The organism is Hymenobacter sp. UYCo722 (genome assembly GCF_040547115.1).
Classification (GTDB): Bacteria; Bacteroidota; Bacteroidia; order Cytophagales; family Hymenobacteraceae; genus Hymenobacter.
The window spans coordinates 252,439-269,208 of record NZ_JBEPPC010000008.1 but is presented as its reverse complement, the minus strand read 5'-3'; the positions used below and the strand labels follow the sequence as shown (position 1 = coordinate 269,208).

Annotated in this window: 13 protein-coding genes; 4 read left to right on the top strand and 9 right to left on the bottom strand. The window is 64.2% G+C overall.

Annotation, left to right across the window (positions count from 1 at the left end; genetic code table 11):
* Positions 1-94: 94 nt before the first annotated feature.
* From ABIB44_RS17950 to ABIB44_RS17930, 5 genes are all read right to left on the bottom strand, one after another.
* Positions 95-4,048 carry an IPT/TIG domain-containing protein gene (locus tag ABIB44_RS17950; protein ID WP_354586053.1) on the bottom strand — a complete coding sequence of 1,318 codons (3,954 nt, stop codon included), beginning with the start codon at positions 4,046-4,048 and terminating at the stop codon, positions 95-97.
* Between the two features lie 227 nt (positions 4,049-4,275).
* Positions 4,276-5,391, bottom strand: coding sequence for a lipid-A-disaccharide synthase (lpxB, locus tag ABIB44_RS17945; RefSeq protein ID WP_354586052.1), 1,116 nt, complete (start codon positions 5,389-5,391; stop codon positions 4,276-4,278).
* A gap of 113 nt (positions 5,392-5,504) precedes the next feature.
* Positions 5,505-5,921 (bottom strand): 6-pyruvoyl trahydropterin synthase family protein, encoded by a 417-nt coding sequence (locus tag ABIB44_RS17940; RefSeq protein ID WP_354586051.1) that lies wholly within the window; start codon positions 5,919-5,921, stop codon positions 5,505-5,507.
* A gap of 85 nt (positions 5,922-6,006) precedes the next feature.
* Positions 6,007-7,017: a FecCD family ABC transporter permease gene (locus tag ABIB44_RS17935; RefSeq protein WP_354586050.1), complete on the bottom strand. Its 1,011-nt coding sequence runs from the start codon at positions 7,015-7,017 to the stop codon at positions 6,007-6,009.
* Positions 7,018-7,093: 76 nt separating this feature from the next.
* The gene (locus ABIB44_RS17930) at positions 7,094-7,975 is read right to left on the bottom strand and encodes an ABC transporter substrate-binding protein (protein ID WP_354586049.1); all 882 of its coding nucleotides are present in this window, start codon (positions 7,973-7,975) and stop codon (positions 7,094-7,096) included.
* 70 nt (positions 7,976-8,045) lie between these two features.
* On the opposite strand from ABIB44_RS17930, the gene rfaD reads away from it, so the two are divergent.
* Together rfaD and ABIB44_RS17920 are read left to right on the top strand one after the other, a co-directional pair.
* Positions 8,046-9,014, top strand: a complete 969-nt coding sequence (rfaD, locus tag ABIB44_RS17925; protein ID WP_354586048.1) for an ADP-glyceromanno-heptose 6-epimerase — start codon at positions 8,046-8,048, stop codon at positions 9,012-9,014.
* Between the two features lie 71 nt (positions 9,015-9,085).
* A complete protein-coding gene (locus tag ABIB44_RS17920; protein ID WP_354586047.1) occupies positions 9,086-10,465 on the top strand; it encodes an FAD/NAD(P)-binding protein in 1,380 nt (459 codons plus the stop codon).
* 96 nt (positions 10,466-10,561) lie between these two features.
* Here the strand turns inward: ABIB44_RS17920 and ABIB44_RS17915 are convergent, their stop codons facing one another.
* The 4 genes from ABIB44_RS17915 to ABIB44_RS17900 form a co-directional block, all read right to left on the bottom strand.
* Positions 10,562-10,831 carry a hypothetical protein gene (locus ABIB44_RS17915; protein ID WP_354586046.1) on the bottom strand — a complete coding sequence of 90 codons (270 nt, stop codon included), beginning with the start codon at positions 10,829-10,831 and terminating at the stop codon, positions 10,562-10,564.
* A 168-nt stretch (positions 10,832-10,999) separates the two neighbouring features.
* A complete protein-coding gene (locus tag ABIB44_RS17910; protein ID WP_354586045.1) occupies positions 11,000-12,007 on the bottom strand; it encodes a zinc-binding dehydrogenase in 1,008 nt (335 codons plus the stop codon).
* 419 nt (positions 12,008-12,426) lie between these two features.
* On the bottom strand, positions 12,427-13,317 hold the full coding sequence (locus ABIB44_RS17905; protein ID WP_354586044.1) for a rhomboid family intramembrane serine protease: 891 nt from the start codon (positions 13,315-13,317) through the stop codon (positions 12,427-12,429).
* A gap of 102 nt (positions 13,318-13,419) precedes the next feature.
* The gene (locus ABIB44_RS17900; RefSeq protein ID WP_354586043.1) at positions 13,420-14,277 is read right to left on the bottom strand and encodes a hypothetical protein; all 858 of its coding nucleotides are present in this window, start codon (positions 14,275-14,277) and stop codon (positions 13,420-13,422) included.
* 213 nt (positions 14,278-14,490) lie between these two features.
* Between ABIB44_RS17900 and ABIB44_RS17895 the strand changes: the two genes are divergently transcribed.
* Positions 14,491-14,772, top strand: coding sequence for a hypothetical protein (locus ABIB44_RS17895; RefSeq protein ID WP_354586042.1), 282 nt, complete (start codon positions 14,491-14,493; stop codon positions 14,770-14,772).
* Positions 14,773-14,956: 184 nt separating this feature from the next.
* A complete protein-coding gene (locus tag ABIB44_RS17890) occupies positions 14,957-16,768 on the top strand; it encodes a glycoside hydrolase family 10-like protein (RefSeq protein ID WP_354586041.1) in 1,812 nt (603 codons plus the stop codon).
* Positions 16,769-16,770: the final 2 nt, after the last annotated feature.

Below are 16,770 nucleotides of genomic sequence, written 5' to 3'. Positions count from 1 at the left end.
AAATGCCCCGGCAGCCCCGCTCTCACCTTCCCGCTTTAAACGCAAAAAGCCCGCCTGGCTTAACCAGACGGGCTTTTGCATTCTTTAACTAACGCTACTGCACCACCACGCGCTGCACGCTGGGCGTGCGGCCGGCAGCCTGCACGGTAAGCAGGTAGGTGCCGGCGGCCAGGCCGCTCAGGGGCAGCTCGGTGGCGCTGCCGCTGAAGGTGCGGGTAGCTACCGTCTGGCCCAGCACGGTGCGCAGGGTTACCTGCGCCGAAGCGGTGGCGGCGGCCAGCTTCAGGTTTAGGGTGCCCTGGCCCGCTACGGGGTTGGGGTACACGCTGAACTCGCTTTGCTGGGCCTGGGCCGTGGCCGTGGCCGTCGTTACGGTGAAAGCCGCGCCATTGCTGGGAATACCAGTGGCCGTGGTTATCACCACATTGCCGGTAGCGGCACCGGCAGGCACGATGAAAGTGACAGTAGTCGCATTCACTACCGTGAAGCCAGTAACGGCCACGCCGTTGATGGTGGCACCGGTTGTGGAGGTGAAGTTGCTACCCGTGGCGGTGACGGTGCTGCCAACCGGGCCGTTGGCGGGGCTCAGGCTGGCGATAACCGGAGCGGCGGGCGGCGTGGCGCAGGTCAGCGTCAGCCCGAAGTTGCCGGTATCGGTGCTGTTATAGCCATTGACGAAGACAAAATACGTGGTGCCAAATCTCGAAGTGAATACCACTTCCGAGCACGTAGTGGTGTTATCAACGTCGTCGTTGCCCCCTACGCAGGTGTAGTTGCCGCAACGGCCAGCGTAAACGAATAGCTGGGTGTCAAAGTCCGTAGTGGCGTTGCAGGTCGAGACGGTCATGCTGGCCCCGGTGCCCACCACCGTGTAGAATACCCCACCTTGCCTGACGGCAGTACCGCAGCTGCCAGTAGGGTCGCCGGTGGCCGTAGCCCCCAAGTTGGTACCGGTCAGGGTTTGCCCGCAGCTCAGCGGCACGGCATTCGCGCACATGTCGTTGGGTGGCGATATAAGGAAAGGGGTGGCAGAGGTGCCGCTGCCCAGGGGCGCGGTCACGACGATGGGGCCCGAAGTGGCACCGGCCGGTACGGTTACGGTAATCTGGGTAGCCGAGACTACCACGAAACCCGGAGCAACAACGCCATTGAAGGTTACCTGCGTGGTATTGGTGAAGTAGTTGCCATTAATCGTTACCTGCGTACCAATTGGGCCGCTGGGGGGCGTGAACGAGGTGATGACCGGTACCTGCACCGTGAAACGAGTAGTGGAAACGGCAATGCCGTTGGGCGTCGTCACGGTGAGCAGCCCCGTGGTAGCGCCGACGGGTACGGTTACGGTAATCTGGGTGGCCGAAACCACCGTGAATACCGGTGCGACCGTGCCGTTGAACGTTACCCGGGTAGTGCCGGTGAAGTTGTTGCCGTTAATCGTGACGACCGTACCGGGCACGCCGACCGTGGGCGAAAACGAGGTGATGGCCGGAGCCGCCGGAATAGTGAAGCTGGTAGCCGAGGTGCCCGTACCCAGCGGCGTCGTCACGGCGATAGTGCCCGTAACGGCCCCAATGGGCACCATCACGGTAATCTGGGTGGCCGAGTTCACGGAGTAGACCGGCGCATTGATACCGGCGAAAGTTACCTGCGAGGCCGCCGTAAAGTTGGTACCCGTGATAACCACCGTGCTACCCACTGCGCCGGTGGCGGGGGTGAAGCTGGCAATGGTAGGCGGCACACCTACCAGGAACGGCGCGGCCGACACGGCCGTACCGGCCGGCGTAGTCACGCTGATGAGGCCGCTGGTGGTACCAGCCGCCACCGTCGCGGTGAGGCTGGTGGCCGACCCTACCGTGAACGCAGCAGCCGTGCCGTTAATGCTCACGGCCGTGGCACCCGTGAAGTTGGTGCCCGTGAGGGTAACCACCGTGCCCACCGGGCCGCTCGTAGGCGTGAAGCTGGTGATGGTAGCCCCGGGGCCCGGCGCGATGGCAAAGTTGACGTTCGAGATGTCGAAAAAATAGTTGTCGGCCGATTCCACCATGACGCGGGCCTGCGCCGTTGCCACGTTGGGCGCGGTTACCGAGGCCGTGCCATTGTTGGGCACGCCCGCAGCCAGCAGCACCGGGTAGGTAAGGCCGCCGTCGAGGCTCAGGCGCAGGTTCACGGTGGCGCAGCTTACGGGGGCCGCGTCGGTACCAGCCACCGCCCAGGTCACCGTCTGAGCGGTACCGCCGGTCCAACTCACGGCCGTATTGGGGGCCGAAACCACGAAGGGGCCGGCGGTGCTCGTCACGTTCAGGTCCACAAAGTCGCTGTAGTCGACGCCACCAATCACGCCGGCCGGGCCGCTGTGCTGGTCGCGGGCCGTGCAGCGGAACTTCAGCGCGCGCGTCACGGTGGGCAGTCGCTCGCCGATGACGGTAGTGTTGTTCACCAGGTCGGTGAGGCGCGGGAAGTAGCGAGTGCCGTCCAGCAAAGGCACGAAGGAGCGGAACAGCGGGACATTATCGTTGGCTACCTGGGCATCGTTCGGGGCTCGCTGCGAGCCCAAGTCCAGTTCCTCCCACATGTAGGTCAGGGGGTCGTTTTCGGCATCCGTGGCCGTGGCCGTCAGCTTAAAGGGCGTGCCGATGGGCAGGGTTTTGCCGCTGGCCGGGGCCGTTACCACGGGGGCCGTGTTGCCGGTGGGCAAGTCAGTGCCGCAGGTTGCCGTGGCGGTAATGAAGGCCCGCATCTCCTGATAGTTGCCGGTGTGGAAGATGGCATCGGAGTTGGGCTGCAAGTTATTGGTCGAGGTGCAGATACCGGCGTAAGCCATGATGGTACTGCCCGAGCCCGGCTCCCAGGCTGTTCTGGGATTGCGGTTGCCGCCCGCGCAGCTGCCCGCGTTGCCATTGAAAGGGTGGTTGCCGGAAAACTGGTGGCCCATCTCATGCGCGACGTAGTCGATGTCGAAGGCATCGCCCACGGGATTGGGCAGGCCGGTTACGCCCGCCGCTTTTCGAGTCGAGGAACACACCACGCCCAGGCCGGCAATGCCGCCACCGCCGGTGCTCACCACGTGGCCAATGTCGTAGTTGGCATTGCCAATGATGCGGTCGACGTTGGCCTGGTTCTGGCCCAGCAACGACGGCCCGTCGCTGTTGCTGAATGCAGGCACTGGCTGCGTTCCGATGCCGCTCAGAAACACCAGTTGGTCGTTGTTGGCCACCAGCACCATGCGCACGGCCAGCTCTTTTTCATACACGCCCACCACGCGGTTCACGGTCGTGACTTCGGCCGCCAGCACGCTAGTTACCGTGTTGCCCTTGGTTACGGCGTATTCGGGGGTGTTGGACAGGGCCAGGCGGTAGGTGCGCAGCTGCGAGCCACTGGCCAGCGACTTGCCCGAAGCAGTAGCGGCCGCCAGCCGCACCCGGGTTTCTTTCAGCTCGGCGGCAGTGGGCGCAAAGTCGCAGGCCGGTACCGGGCCAGCGGCGGCGCGGTTCATATCCTGCCGAAAAAAGCCGAGGTAATGGTGTTTATCGGTGCGGGCAACGGGGTCGATATAATAGGTATTGCCACCGCCGGCCAGTACCTGGGCGTGGAAGCCCTGTGGCGTCAGGTCGAGGCGCACGGTGGCCGCGGCATCGTCGAGGCCCACGCCGGCGTAGGTTTTGATGCTCGGAAACTTTCGAGCCAGCTCCGGAGCCATCACGGCCGTTTCGCGCACGGCGAAACGGGCCACGCTGCCATCGGGCCGGGGCAGGGCCAGCACCAGCGGAGCACTGGCCTGGCCTTCGGGCGGGGCCGTGGCCAGCACGGCGCGCAGGGCAGCTTCATCGAGCGTGAGCGCCTGCGACCGGGTAAGGGCGGCGGCCAGCGGCGACACGGCCGCCGCACTCCGGGCTTCGGCATCGGCCCGGAAGTAAGGCGTGGCTTGTTGGGCCTGCGCGCCCGCTGCCAGGCCCAGCGAAGCCAGTACCAAGGCACTGGTGCGGCGCAAATGGCGGCCGGCGGCCACCAGTGCATTCGAAGCAGTTGGCCCGCTATTGTAACGTTCTTGCATGAATAAAAACAGTTGGGGTGAAAGTGTAAATATATGGGCAAAAGCATTGCGGAAGCGTTACCATCCTCCCGTAGTGCGCAGACCCAGCGGGCGTTGGCGCCGCCGCCGTAGCCGGACGCAAAAAACCCCAGGCCAAAGCCCGGGGTTCCATTTCCAGCAAAGTCAAAAAATAGCATTATAGCATCTCTCAGCCCCAGATTCGGCAACCGAGTGGATGCAGGCGGCTGTCAGCGACCTTCGCTCAGGTAGCCCACCATTAGCTCGGCGGTTTTTTTGGCGGCTTGGTGCTGGCCCAGCTTTTCGCGTAGCTCGGCGTAGCCGGCTTTCATGCGGGCCAGGTAGGCGGGGTCGGTGAGCAGGCTGCGCAGCTCATCGAGCAGGTTGCGGGCCGTAAACTCCCCCTGAATCAGTTCTTTCACTACTTCGCGGCCGGCAATCAGGTTTACCAGCGAGATGTAGGGCACCTTAATCACCATTTTACCGATGGCGTAGCTCAGCGCGCTGGTGCGGTAGCACACAATTTGGGGCACGCCAAATAGAGCGGTTTCGAGGGTTGCCGTACCGCTTGTGACGAGCGCCGCCGTGGCGTGGCTCAGCAGGTCGAACGTTTGGTCGAACACGAACCGGATGCCGTTGCGGTGAAAGTGCTTGTAGTAATTGGGGTCGAGGTTATTCACGCCGGCCACCACAAACTGGTATTCCTGAAAACCCGGCAGAATGGCAATCATCTCGTGCAGCATCTCCTCAATCTCCTGCTTGCGCGAGCCCGGCAGCACCGCGATAATCGGCTTATCGGGCTCCAGACGGTTACGCTCGTGGAAATCGGCCGTGGGCTGGAACTCGGCCACGGAGTCGGCGGTAGGGTTGCCGGCGTAGTCGACGGGGTAATTGAACTTCTGGTAAAACTCCGTCTCGAAGGGCAGGATAACGAACATCTTGTCCACGTAAGCCTTCACTTTTTCGACGCGCCCCTGGTTCCAGGCCCATATTTTGGGCGAAATGTAGTAGAACACCTTAATTTCCTGCTCCTTGGCAAACTTGGCCATGCGCATATTAAAGCCGGCGTAGTCCACTAAAATCAGCACATCGGGCTGGTAGGCCAGAATATCGGCCTGGCACTGCTTCAGGTAGCCCCGAAACTTGAGCACGCTGGTGGCAGCCTCCAGAAAGCCCATGATGGCCAGGTCCTGGTAGTGGCGCACCAGTTCGCCGCCCTCAGCCTGCATCATGTCGCCGCCCCAGTAGCGGAACTGGGCGCCGGCATCCTGCCCGCGCAGCTCGCGCATAAGGTTGGCGGCATGAAAGTCGCCCGACCGTTCGCCGGCTATCAAGTAGTATTTCATTTGTTGAGTTAAGAGTTAAAAGCCAGGCGTTAGGAGTTCTTGTTCTGGAAGGTGGCTGGGCAGAATCGACCAAGCCTCAACTCCTGACTTTTAACTCTTAACTCCTACCTTCTTCAGCCGCCGAAGTACTCTACGAAATTGCGCGGGGTTTCGTACAGCTTCACGCAGTGCAGCCTGGCGGGCGTGATGGCGGGCAGCTCGCGCTCAATGATTGCCCAGAAAGCCATGGCCAGGTTCTCGGTGCTGGCCATCTGGCCGGCCAGGAAGGGCACATCGAGGTTGAGGTTTTTGTGGTCGACCTGGTCGGTGATGTGCGTGCGCAGCAGGTCCGAAAGGGCCTTGAGGTCGACGACGAAGCCGGTTTCGGGGTCGGGGTCGCCCTTCACCGTCACGATGAGGTCGTAGTTATGGCCGTGCCAGTTGGCATTGGCGCAGGGACCGAACACCTCGCGGTTGCGCTCGTCGCTCCACTTGGGGTTGTGCAGCTTGTGGGCGGCATTAAAATGTTCCTGGCGAGAGACGTAAATCATTTTCTAAGCTTTTAGCTACTAGCTGTTAGCTGTTAGCTTTCTTTGGCTTCCTCCGAAAAAGAAGCTGATAGCTAACAGCCAAAGGCTAGTAGCTTGATTGTTTTTTTCGCAGCAAATATACGAAGAAGGGTACCCCGAACAGGGCCGTGACCAAGCCCACCGGTAGCCCGGCCGGCGGATAGAGCAGGCGCGCCAGCAGGTCGCAGGCCAGCAGGAAGGCCCCGCCCAGCACCGCGCAGCCCAGCATATTGTAGCGCCCGGTCGTACCCAGCAGGCCCCGCGTGAGGTGCGGCACCAGCAGCCCCACAAAGCCCACCGGCCCGCACAGCGCCACCACCCCACCCGTGAGGGCCGCTGCCAGCCCCACCAGCAGCCAACGTCGCGCCGCCACCGGCAGGCCCAGCGCGGCGGCCCGCTCCTCGCCCAGCAGCAGCAGGTTCAGGTCCTTCTGCAGGAAGGCCAGCACCACTAGGCTGCTGCCCAATACGGCGGCCGGCCAGGGCAGCACGCTCCACCCGGCCCGCTCGAAGCTGCCAAATGCCCAGAACACCACGCTGCGCAAACTCCCCTCACCGGCAGCCAGAAAGGTAAGCAGGCTGCCCACGGCCGCCGCCAACGCCCCCACCGCCACGCCCGCCAGCAGCAGCGGGGCCGGTAAAATCTTGCCGCGCTGGCTGCCCAGCGCCACCACCAGCACCGTGGCCCCGAACGCGCCCGCCAGCGCGGCCACCGGCGGCAAATACACCCCCGCCAGCGTGAGCGAAGGCACCAGCACGTAGCTGGCAATAGCCCCCAGCGATGCCCCCGAGGCCGTGCCCAGCAGGTAAGGGTCGGCGAGCGGATTACTGACGAGGGTTTGGAGCAGGGAGCCGCTCACGGCTAGGCTGGCCCCGGCCAGCAGCGCCAGCAGCAGACGCGGCAGGCGTAGCTCCACGAGGGCCAGCTGGGCGGGGTCGGCGGGGTTGTAGTGCCGGAAGGTGTACAGGATGAACCCGTAGGAGGTACTGTAGCTGCCCACGCGCAGGCCCAGCACCAGCAGCGCCAGCGTGAGGAGCAGGCCAGCGGCCAGCCAAAGCAGTGAGCGAGGAGACTTCAATTAAAAATTGAGAATTAAAAATGAAAAATGAAAGACTTAGTACGTTGGTCGGCCGACCATTTTTAATTTTTAATTCTCAATTTTTAATTAATTCTCGCAGCTCGCGCACCGACTCCACCACGCGCGGGCCGGGGCGCTCCAGCAGGTTGCCGGTAATGGGATACACGCGTCGGTTGTGATAGGCGCTGATGCGTTTCAGCTCGGGGTAGTTTTTGAAGAAGGTGCTGTCGAGCTTCTCGAAGCTGCCGCCGAGCAGCACGTCGGGGTTTAGCTTAAGGATGTACTCGCGGGTGAGGGCCGGATAGGGCTGCGGGAAGGTTTCGGCAACGGCATTCTGGCCCCCGGCGAGGCGGATTTCATCGGTAAAAAGCGTGTTCTGACCGTAGCAGTAAATAGGGTCCTGCCAGGTAATGGCCAGCACGCGGGGCCGCTTAGCAGGCTGGCGGGCAGCTGAAACGGTGAGTGCCTTGAGGTTCTGCCGCAGCGAGTCGGCCATACGGTGGCCCTGGGCCGAGCGGCCCAGCAGGCGGCCCACTTCCTCCATCGCCTTAAACACGTCCTCCACCCGTCGAAACCGCAGGTAGTACACCGGAATACCGAGTTGCTGGAGCCGTTGCGCATCATCAACCGAGGTGATGCCTTCGACGGTGAACACCACGTCGGGCTTCAGCAGCACCAGCTTTTCCATATCGAGCGGGTAGTTGTTCACGACGGGCTTGCGGTACACGGCGGCGGGGTAATTATCCTGCGGGCAGCGGGCCACGATGGTGGCCGTGTCGGCCACGGCGAACAGCATTTCGGTCATGCTTGGGGCCAGGGCCAGCACGCGGCGCGGGTGGGCGGGCAAGCTCATGGCCCGGCCCAGGCCGTCGCGCACGGGTACAAGAGCGGCGTTTTTAGTTTCGGAATGGCAACCCAGCAACAGGGCCAGCGGTACAAGCAGCAGAAAGAAACGCATGCGGCAAAGGTAGAGCCCGCACCACGCGGCGCGGGGGTTTACCTTTGCCGTCCGACCTAATTTTTGCCCCATGATAGTAGTAACCGGCGCGGCCGGCTTCATTGCCAGCTGCCTTGTCTCCCGCCTGAACGCGGCCAATTTCAACGACATTGTCGTGGTCGACAATTTCTCCATTGAGAAAAAGCTCGCCAACCTCGAAGGCAAAAAGCTGCGCGAATACGTGGACCGCGAAACGTTTTTCGAGTGGCTCGATGCTCACCACGAGCAAGTGGAGTTCGTTTTCCACCTTGGCGCGCGCACCGATACCGCCGAGATGGACCCGGCCGTGTTCGACCTGCTGAACCTGAACTACTCGAAGCAGATGTGGCAGGCCTGCGTGCGGTATAATCTGCCGCTGGTGTACGCCTCGTCGGCGGCCACTTATGGCGACGGCACCCTCGGCTACTCCGACCAGGACGAGGCCCTGTTCCCCCTCTACCGCCCGCTGAATCCCTACGGCGACTCGAAAAACGACTTCGACAACTGGGCTTTGCAGCAGGCCGAAAAGCCGTATTTCTGGGCCGGGCTGAAGTTTTTTAACGTGTACGGCCCCAACGAGTACCACAAGAGCCGCATGGCCTCGGTGATTATGCACGCCTTCCACCAGATTCAGCAGTCGGGCTCGATGACGCTGTTTAAATCGCACAACCCCGACTACACTGACGGGGGCCAGATGCGCGATTTCGTATACGTGAAGGACGTGGTGGAAGTGTGCTTCTTCCTGCTGAACCACCGCCGCGATTCGGGCATCTACAACCTGGGCAGCGGCGAGGCCCGCACCTTCCTCGACCTGGCCCTGAACACCTTTCGGGCCCTGGGCCGCACCGCTGATATTCACTTCCGCGATACGCCGGAGGACATCCGCGACAAGTACCAGTACTTCACCGAGGCCGACATGAGCAAGCTTCAGGGCATTGGCTACGACCAGCCGTTCACCCGCCTCGAAGACGGCATTCAGGACTACGTGCAGAACTATCTGGTGCCCGGCCGGTACCTGTAGCGCCAATAGCTTCATTGAAACGGCACGCCATGCTGAGCATGCCGTTTGACTTTATCCCACTTACAACTTCCGTGATTTCACCCGCTCGTCCTGTAATTACCATTGTGGGCGGCGGTTTCGCGGGTACGGCCCTGGCACTACAGCTGCGGCGGCAACCCGCCCTGGCCGCCGCCGCAATCCACCTCATTGAGCCCCGCCAGGCCCCGGGCCCGGGCCTGGCCTACACCGCCCGCCGGCCCGAATACCTGCTCAACGTGCGCCCCGGCGCATTGAGCTTATACCCCGAGGTGCCGGGCCACTTCGCCCACTGGCTGGCCCGGCAGCCCGAAAGCAGCGCAGGTGCGCCCGAATTTGCCTCGCGCGCCGCCTACGGCCGCTACCTGCACGAAGAGCTGGCCGAGGTGCTGGCACCGCCCGCCGGCCCCGCCGGGGTGCAGTGGCACCGCAGCACCGCCGTGGCCGCCCCGCTGGTGGCCAATGGCCAGCGCGCCGTGCGGCTGGCCGACGGCACCACCATCGTGAGCGACTACGTGGTATTGGCGCTGGGCAACTTTCCACCCCCACCACCCGCCGGCCCCGACCTGCGCTACCTGCACCACCCCGGTTTCCACGCCGACCCCTGGACCGCGGGCAACCTGCGCCGCATTGGCCCCGCCGAGCAGGTGCTGCTCATCGGCTCGGGCCTGACGGCGGTGGACGTGCTGCTGGCCCTGCGCCAGGATGGGCATCAGGCCCCCATCACCGTAGTGGCCCGGCATGGGCGCTGGCCCGCCGCCCACGCGCCGGTAAGCGCACCCTACCCCAATTTTTACGCCGCGCTGGCCTCCGAAACTACCGTGAATGGGGCCGTGGCGGCCTTTAAGCGCGAGCTGCGGACCGCTGCTGCCCAAGGCATTGGCTGGCAGCCGGTGCTCGATGCGCTGCGCCCCGACCTGGGCCGCATCTGGGCCAAGTGGCCGCTGGCCGAACAGCACCGCTTTTTGCAGCACCTGGCGGGCCTGTGGGCCGTGGCGCGCCATCGCAGCCCGCCCCAGAACGCGGCGGCCGTGGCCACCTTCACAGCGGCCGGACTGGTGAAGATGCACGTGGGCACGGTGCGTGAAATCATCCCCGAAGGCGACCTGCTGCGGGTGCGGGTGGGGCCGCACGGCGAGGCGGGGTCCTGGCTCACGGCTCATCATGTAGTGAACTGCGCGGGGCCACTGCTCGACTACGCCCGCATTGCCGACCCGCTGGTGGTGAGCCTGCGCGAAGCCGGCGACCTCACGCCCGACCCGCTACGTCTGGGCCTGCTCACCGACGCCTACGGGGCGCTGCTGGCCGATGATGGGCTGGCCTCGCCGGGGTTATTTACGCTGGGCTCCAGCCGCCGGCCCGCCTATTTCGAGTCGACGGCGGTGCCGGAGCTGCGCCTGCAGGCGGCCGCGCTGGCCGCCTACCTGGCTTCATAGAAAAGAGAATCCCCGAAATTTTATTTTGACCCGGGCGAACGACTTGTTCCGATGGGCCGAAATAAAATTCCGGGGATTCTCTTTTTTTGGGCCTGCCTAAGCTGCCTGCCGTTGTTGGCCGGGATAGAGCGGCAGTACGGTAGCCTCGGCGGCAAAGAAAGAGGTGCCGGGTACAACCGGTGCGTCAGTATCGGCCGCGGTATGGCGCAAGGCGCGCATCAGGAGGTAGCGGTATTTTTCGGCGTCGGCCACGGCCTGCTCGATGGCCTCCACGGCAGCGGCGTAGGCCACAACGGGCTGCAATTCGCGGCGCGGACGGCGGGCTTCGAACACTTGGTTTTCGAGGTACTGGGCAGCAGATTTCATGGGCAAAAACACGCGGATTTTTAGTCGGCTACCCGCGTGTTTATCTAACCACAAAAACCGCAATTTCATTCCCAAAAAACAGGTTTTAGCCCGAATTAATAAGCCAAAAAAGGTGCTTGAAAACGTCCTGCTTTCAAGCGAATTTTTTCTCAGCTCCAAAGGGTATTCCTACCCTATTTTCAGCACTATTTTGCCGAACTGCGCGCCGGCTTCGAGGCGGCGCAGGGCGGCTTCGGTTTCGGCCAGCGGAAACACTTCGTCGACCACGGGCACGATGCCCTTGTCCGTGACCAGAGCCAGCAGGTCTTCGAAATCCTGCGGCGTGCCCATGGTGGAGCCCAGCAGGCTGAGCTGCTTCCAGAACACCTTGGCGGGCGGCACGTCGGGGATATTGCCCAGTGTGCCGCCGAAAAACACGATGCGCCCACCCGGCGCGGCCGCGTCGAGCAATGGCCCGAAAGCGGCCCCGCCCGCGCTGTCGATGATGACATCGAACGGCCCGCCGGCTTGCTGCGTGAGGGTTTTCACCCAATTCTCGGCGTTGTAATTGATACCGCCTTGCGCGCCATGCTTCTTGGCGCGGGCAATTTTTTCCTCGGCGCTGGAGGTCACCCACACTTCGGCACCGCGGGCCACGCACAGCTGCACGGCCGTGAGGGCCACGCCGCCGCCCACACCCGTCACGAGCACGCGCTCGCCGGGCTGCACCTGGGCCCGGGTGAAGGCCGCCCGGTAGGCCGTGAGGCCCGCCAGTGGCAAGGCCGCACCCTGCTCGAAACTAAGATGGGCCGGCAGCGGCCGAATGTATTCGGCGGGCAGCACGATGTATTCGGCGAAGGTGCCGGGGTCGGGCATGCCCAGCACGGCGAATTCGCGGGCCTGGGCGCGGGGGTTGTCGCCCCAGCGCAGGCCGGGGTTGATGAGCACGCGGGCCCCCACGGCGGGCGCGTCGGCGGGCACGGCTGCACCGTGGGCAGCTACCTCGCCGGCCCCATCGGCCCCAAGCGTGCAGGGCAGCTTAATGCCGGCATACTTACCCTCCTGAATAAACACGTCGCGGTGGTTAAGGGCGGCGGCGTGCAGCTTCACGAGAATTTCGCCGGGGCCGGGCGTGGGCGTGGGAATGTCGCGCAGCACCACGGATTGGTGAATCGCATCGAGCTGGAGAGCTTGCATAGGTTTGGTGAGTGGTGAGTGGTGAGCAGTGAGCAGTGAGCAGTGAGCAGTGAGCAGTGAGCAGTGAGCAGTGAGCAGTGAGCAGTGAGCAGTGAGCAAAAGAACGTCATACCGAGCGCAGCCTAGGCATCTCGCAGGCTGAAGTAATCCAATTAAGTAGTCGTGCAGAAGTAAGCGTATTAACTCTTAAACGTCATGCTGAGCTTGTCGAAGCATCTCTCCCGCTTCGTCAGAACTATACAACGAAGCGGGAGAGATGCTTCGACAAGCTCAGCATGACCGCCTTTTTTGCTACGATTATTTTGCACGACTACTTATTAAGATTAGTGTCTGCACGCGAGATGCCTCGGCTGCGCTCGGCATGACGTGCTGGTTGACGTGTTGCTCAGGACGTTCTACCCGCAAGCCGCCCGAACTGTTCACTTCTGCTCGTGGCCGACCAGGTGTTCCCACCCACCCTTCAGCCCCAGCAGGGCCAGCGGGCCGGCGATGAAAAGGCCGGTGGCCAACCCACCGAGGTGAGCGGCATTGTCCACGTTGCCGCTGAGGCCGGAGAGCAGGTTGCTCAGCACGAGGTAGAGCACCAGGCCCAGCATGGCGCGACGGTCGGACTTATCAAGCACCAGCTTTTTGCTGATGAGCAGCACCAGCAGCAGGCCGTAGAGGCCAAAAATGGCCCCGCTGGCTCCGACTGAGTTGACGCCCCGGGCAGCATGCCACCACAGGCTGGCCAGGCCACCGCCCACGCCGCTGGCCAGGTACACCAGCAGCAGGCGCAGCGGCCCGGTCCGGTCTTCCACCAACAGCCCCAGCAGCCAGAGCGAGAACATGTTCATCAGCAGGTGCGAGAGGCCGGCGTGCACGAAAACGTGCGTGAGCAGCCGCCAGGGCTGCCCGTGCAGCGTGAGGCCCGACACATTCGAGCCCCACTGCACCAGCTGGTGCCCGGTAGGGTCGGTGGCCGACACGCTGCCGAGGCCCACCATCAGCCCGAATACCAGCAGGCAGGCATCAATCAGCAGCGGGGTGGCCAGAAAGCGGCGCGAGGGAATGAACAGCCCCCGCAGCAGCTGGCCCAGCAGCTGCGGCCAGGTTTCGGGCGGGGCCGGGGGCGACGGGGCCGGTGGGCGGGCCGTATCGGGTAGCAGGCCGCGCCGGCCCAGCTCGGCCACGGCCGCCGCCCCCACGGCGGGCGGGTAGCGGGCAGCATTCTGGGCCAGGTACAGCAGCTCAGCCTCCGGCTTTTGGGCGAAGAGCTGGGCCGCCAGGGTGGCCGTGGAGCCGGGAGGGGCGGGGTCGGGGGTTTCCATTGCGAAGCGGCGCGGCAAGGAGCGCGCCAGCCTGGGCAACCGGCCACTTTGCCAGTTGTTGGGAATGTGGAGGCTGATTTAACGTCCGGCACTCCGATTACGCTACAGGTGCATTTTGCGCACCAGCACGGAGTAGGGCTTTGCGGTGACCGGCGACTTGGGCAGCAGGCTGCTGAGCAGGTCGTTTACGTCGGCCTCGCGCCGACGGGTTTTGGCGGTTTCGTAGGGCTGGGGGTTGCGGGCCACGATGAGCAGGTCGGCCAGCCCTTCCTGCTGCTGCCGGGCCACCCGCGTCATGGCGTCGAAATGCTGGGTCATTTGCGGGCCAAACTGATAACGGTAGACCGTGGCTTTGTTCCACTGCTCCCACGTCGCCATCGCCGATTCGACGTGGCCGGGTAGGGCGGCGTCCATCTTGCCTTGGCGGGCGCGGTCGACCACGTACTCGGTTTGGCATTCGGCCGTCCAGAAGCGTTTGGCTAGCTCGCGGTACTGGTGCATGGGCATGGTGGCCCGGGCAGCCGTAGCGCGCTCGCCGGCCGGCACGCGCTGTACCTGCCGTTGCACACTCACCCTTACGGCCGCGCCGTAGTCGGGAATGACGGACGTGGCCACTTCTTCCAGATGTGGCGGGGCCTGGGGCTTTTCGGCTGCGGCCGCCGGTTTGTCCTTTTGCTTCATTACATAAAAGCCGCCCATGCCCACGAATAGCACGGCGGCCAGGCCCAGTGTGAGTGGCCCGGTGCGCAGGCCCACGGGCGCGGCCGTGTCGGCGGGCGACACGTAGGTGAGGGGCGGGAATTCAGCCGGCGGGGCCATAGCTGGCACCACGCCCCGGCGGCGCAGCTCGCCGCGGGCGGCCGCAATCAGGCTGGGCTGATAGAGTTCGGGGTGGTCAACGAAAAACTGCAGCTCGGCGTCGGTTTTCTGGTGGTAGAAGTCGTCGGTGGAATTGGCCACGGCGGGTAAAGGGGAAAGGAGAAAGGGAACAGGTGAAACGGGGGCGGTTGGCAATGCGGACGCGCCGGGGCCAGCTTCCCGTTGGCAAGTTGGCACCGGCCGGGCAATAATTCACCATTGGCCACCGTGGGCCCAACCGCCCCGGGCTGCGGCCGTACACCTACCCAGGCGGCCCGCTTTCATTCTCCCTTATCCTAAAATCCCCCTTCCATCATGCCTACGCCCGAGCAAACCCCCACCGACCCGCGCCCCGACCAGGCCAGCACCGGCGGCGAAACCCCCACCCAAGGCACCGACCGCGACCAAAATGCCACCGGCAACCCCGAAGCCGGCACCGCTGCCGACGGCGCTATTCCCACCAGCACCCAGGAAAACATGGGCGATGGCGCGGGCATCCGCGGCGACTACGGCGATGCCAGCCAGACCAATGGCCTCGAAGGCGGCCCCGATACCCCCGACCAGCCCCTAACCGATACGGAGCTGACCGGCTCCTGAAGCTAAATGCCACCCGATAGGGAAGAGCACCCCGCGCGGTTATTTCGGTCCGGCAGAACGACTTGTTCTGCCGGACCAAAATAACCGCGCGGGGTGCTCGTTTTTACAGGCCCTGATGGCCTGAGCCGGGCTTTGGCAGCCCGGGCGTAATTTGCGGGCGTTTCCGTGTTGCCAATTCTGTTTGATGGTCCGTTTTCTTGCCGCTGGCCGGCTTCTGTTGTTTCTGGGGTTGCTGAGTAGCGGCCTGTTTAGCGCCGCGCGGGCCCAGGTGGCCGCCGATGGCCCGGCACCACCCAAGCGTGAGCTGCGCGGCATGTGGGTGGCCACCGTCGAGAACATCGACTGGCCCAACCAGCGCGGCGAAGCGCCCGAACAATATCGCCGCGACTACCGCCGCCTGCTCGACGCCGGCCAGCGCGCCGGCATCAACGCGGTGTTCGTGCAAATCCGGCCCGCTTCGGATGCCTTTTACAAGTCCGACCTCGAACCCTGGAGCAAGTGGCTGACCGGTGTGCAGGGTAAGGCCCCGGCCAACGGCGACGACCCCCTGCCCTTTCTCATCACCGAGGCGCACCGGCGCGGCATGGAATTTCATGCCTGGTTCAATCCCTACCGCGCCACCATGGATTCGGTGACGCGCCGCCTGGCCCCCAACCACCCCTACCGCCAGCACCCCGAGTGGTTTCTGCGCTACGGCGGGCAGCTGCTCTACAACCCCGGCCTGCCGGAAGTGCGCGCTCACATCACCCGCGTGATTCTGGACGTGGTGCGGCGCTACGACATCGACGCGGTGCATTTCGACGACTACTTCTACCCCTACCCGGCCGTCGGGCAGGTGTTTCACGACGAGGCCGCCTTCCGCGACCAGAACCCCGACGGCATTGCCAAGCTCGCCGACTGGCGGCGGCAAAACGTGAACATCCTCATCCGCGACCTGCACGACAGCATTCGCACGGCCAAACGCTGGGTGAAGTTCGGCATCTCGCCGTTTGGCGTCTGGATGAACAAGTCGGCCGACCCACTGGGCTCCGACACCCGCGCCGGGCAGCCCTCCTACTCGAACCTGTATGCCGACTCGCGCCTGTGGCTGGAGCAGGGCTGGATTGACTACATCGTGCCGCAGCTGTACTGGAGCAGCAACTTTAAGCTCGTGCCCTACCCCGTGCTGCTGGAATGGTGGACGCGCAACCACTTCGACCGCCACCTCTACATTGGCCACGGCACCTACCGCATGCTCGAAAGCACGCGCTCCGACACCACCTGGCGCAACCCGCGCGAGCTGCCCCGCCAGATTCGGATGAACCGCAGCTACGACGGCGACGTGCCGGGCAGCGTGTTCTTCTCGGCCAAATCGGTGCTCACCAACCCGCTGCACACCACCGACTCGCTGCGCCAAACGCTGTTCCGCTACCCCGCTCTCATCCCCACCATGCCCTGGATGGACGCCATGCCGCCGCTGCCCGTGGCCAACTTCACCCTGCGCCGCCTCAGCCACTACGTCACGCTGAACTGGCAAAGCGGCGCGCCCGCCGCCGACGGCGACATCGCCACCTACTACGTTCTGTACCGCTTCGAGGCCAATGAGCGCGCCACTCCTAACGACCCGCGCCACATTCTGGCCCTGCCGCGCCCCGCGCCCGGCTACCCCGCCACGTTCGTGGACACCACTGCCGTGCCCGGCCAGGCCTACGCCTACTACGTCACGGCCGTCGACCGCCTGCACAACGAGAGCCGCCCCATGCGCGTGATTACCGCCGGCCAGGCTGGCCCCGAGTTGGCCCTGGGCCAGTCGCCGGCCGGGGCCCCGCGCCCGGCCAGCCCGTCGGCAGCGCCCGCAGTGGCTGCTGTACCAGCACCGGTCCGGCCCTCAATAGTGCTGCGCCCCGCGCCAACGGCCGAAAAGCCGGAGGGCGCGGCTCCGTTATCAAAAGTCAAAATCAAAGTGAAACCGGCCAAAAAGAAGGGTTTCTTTGGCCGACTGTTCGGGGGGAAGTGAGA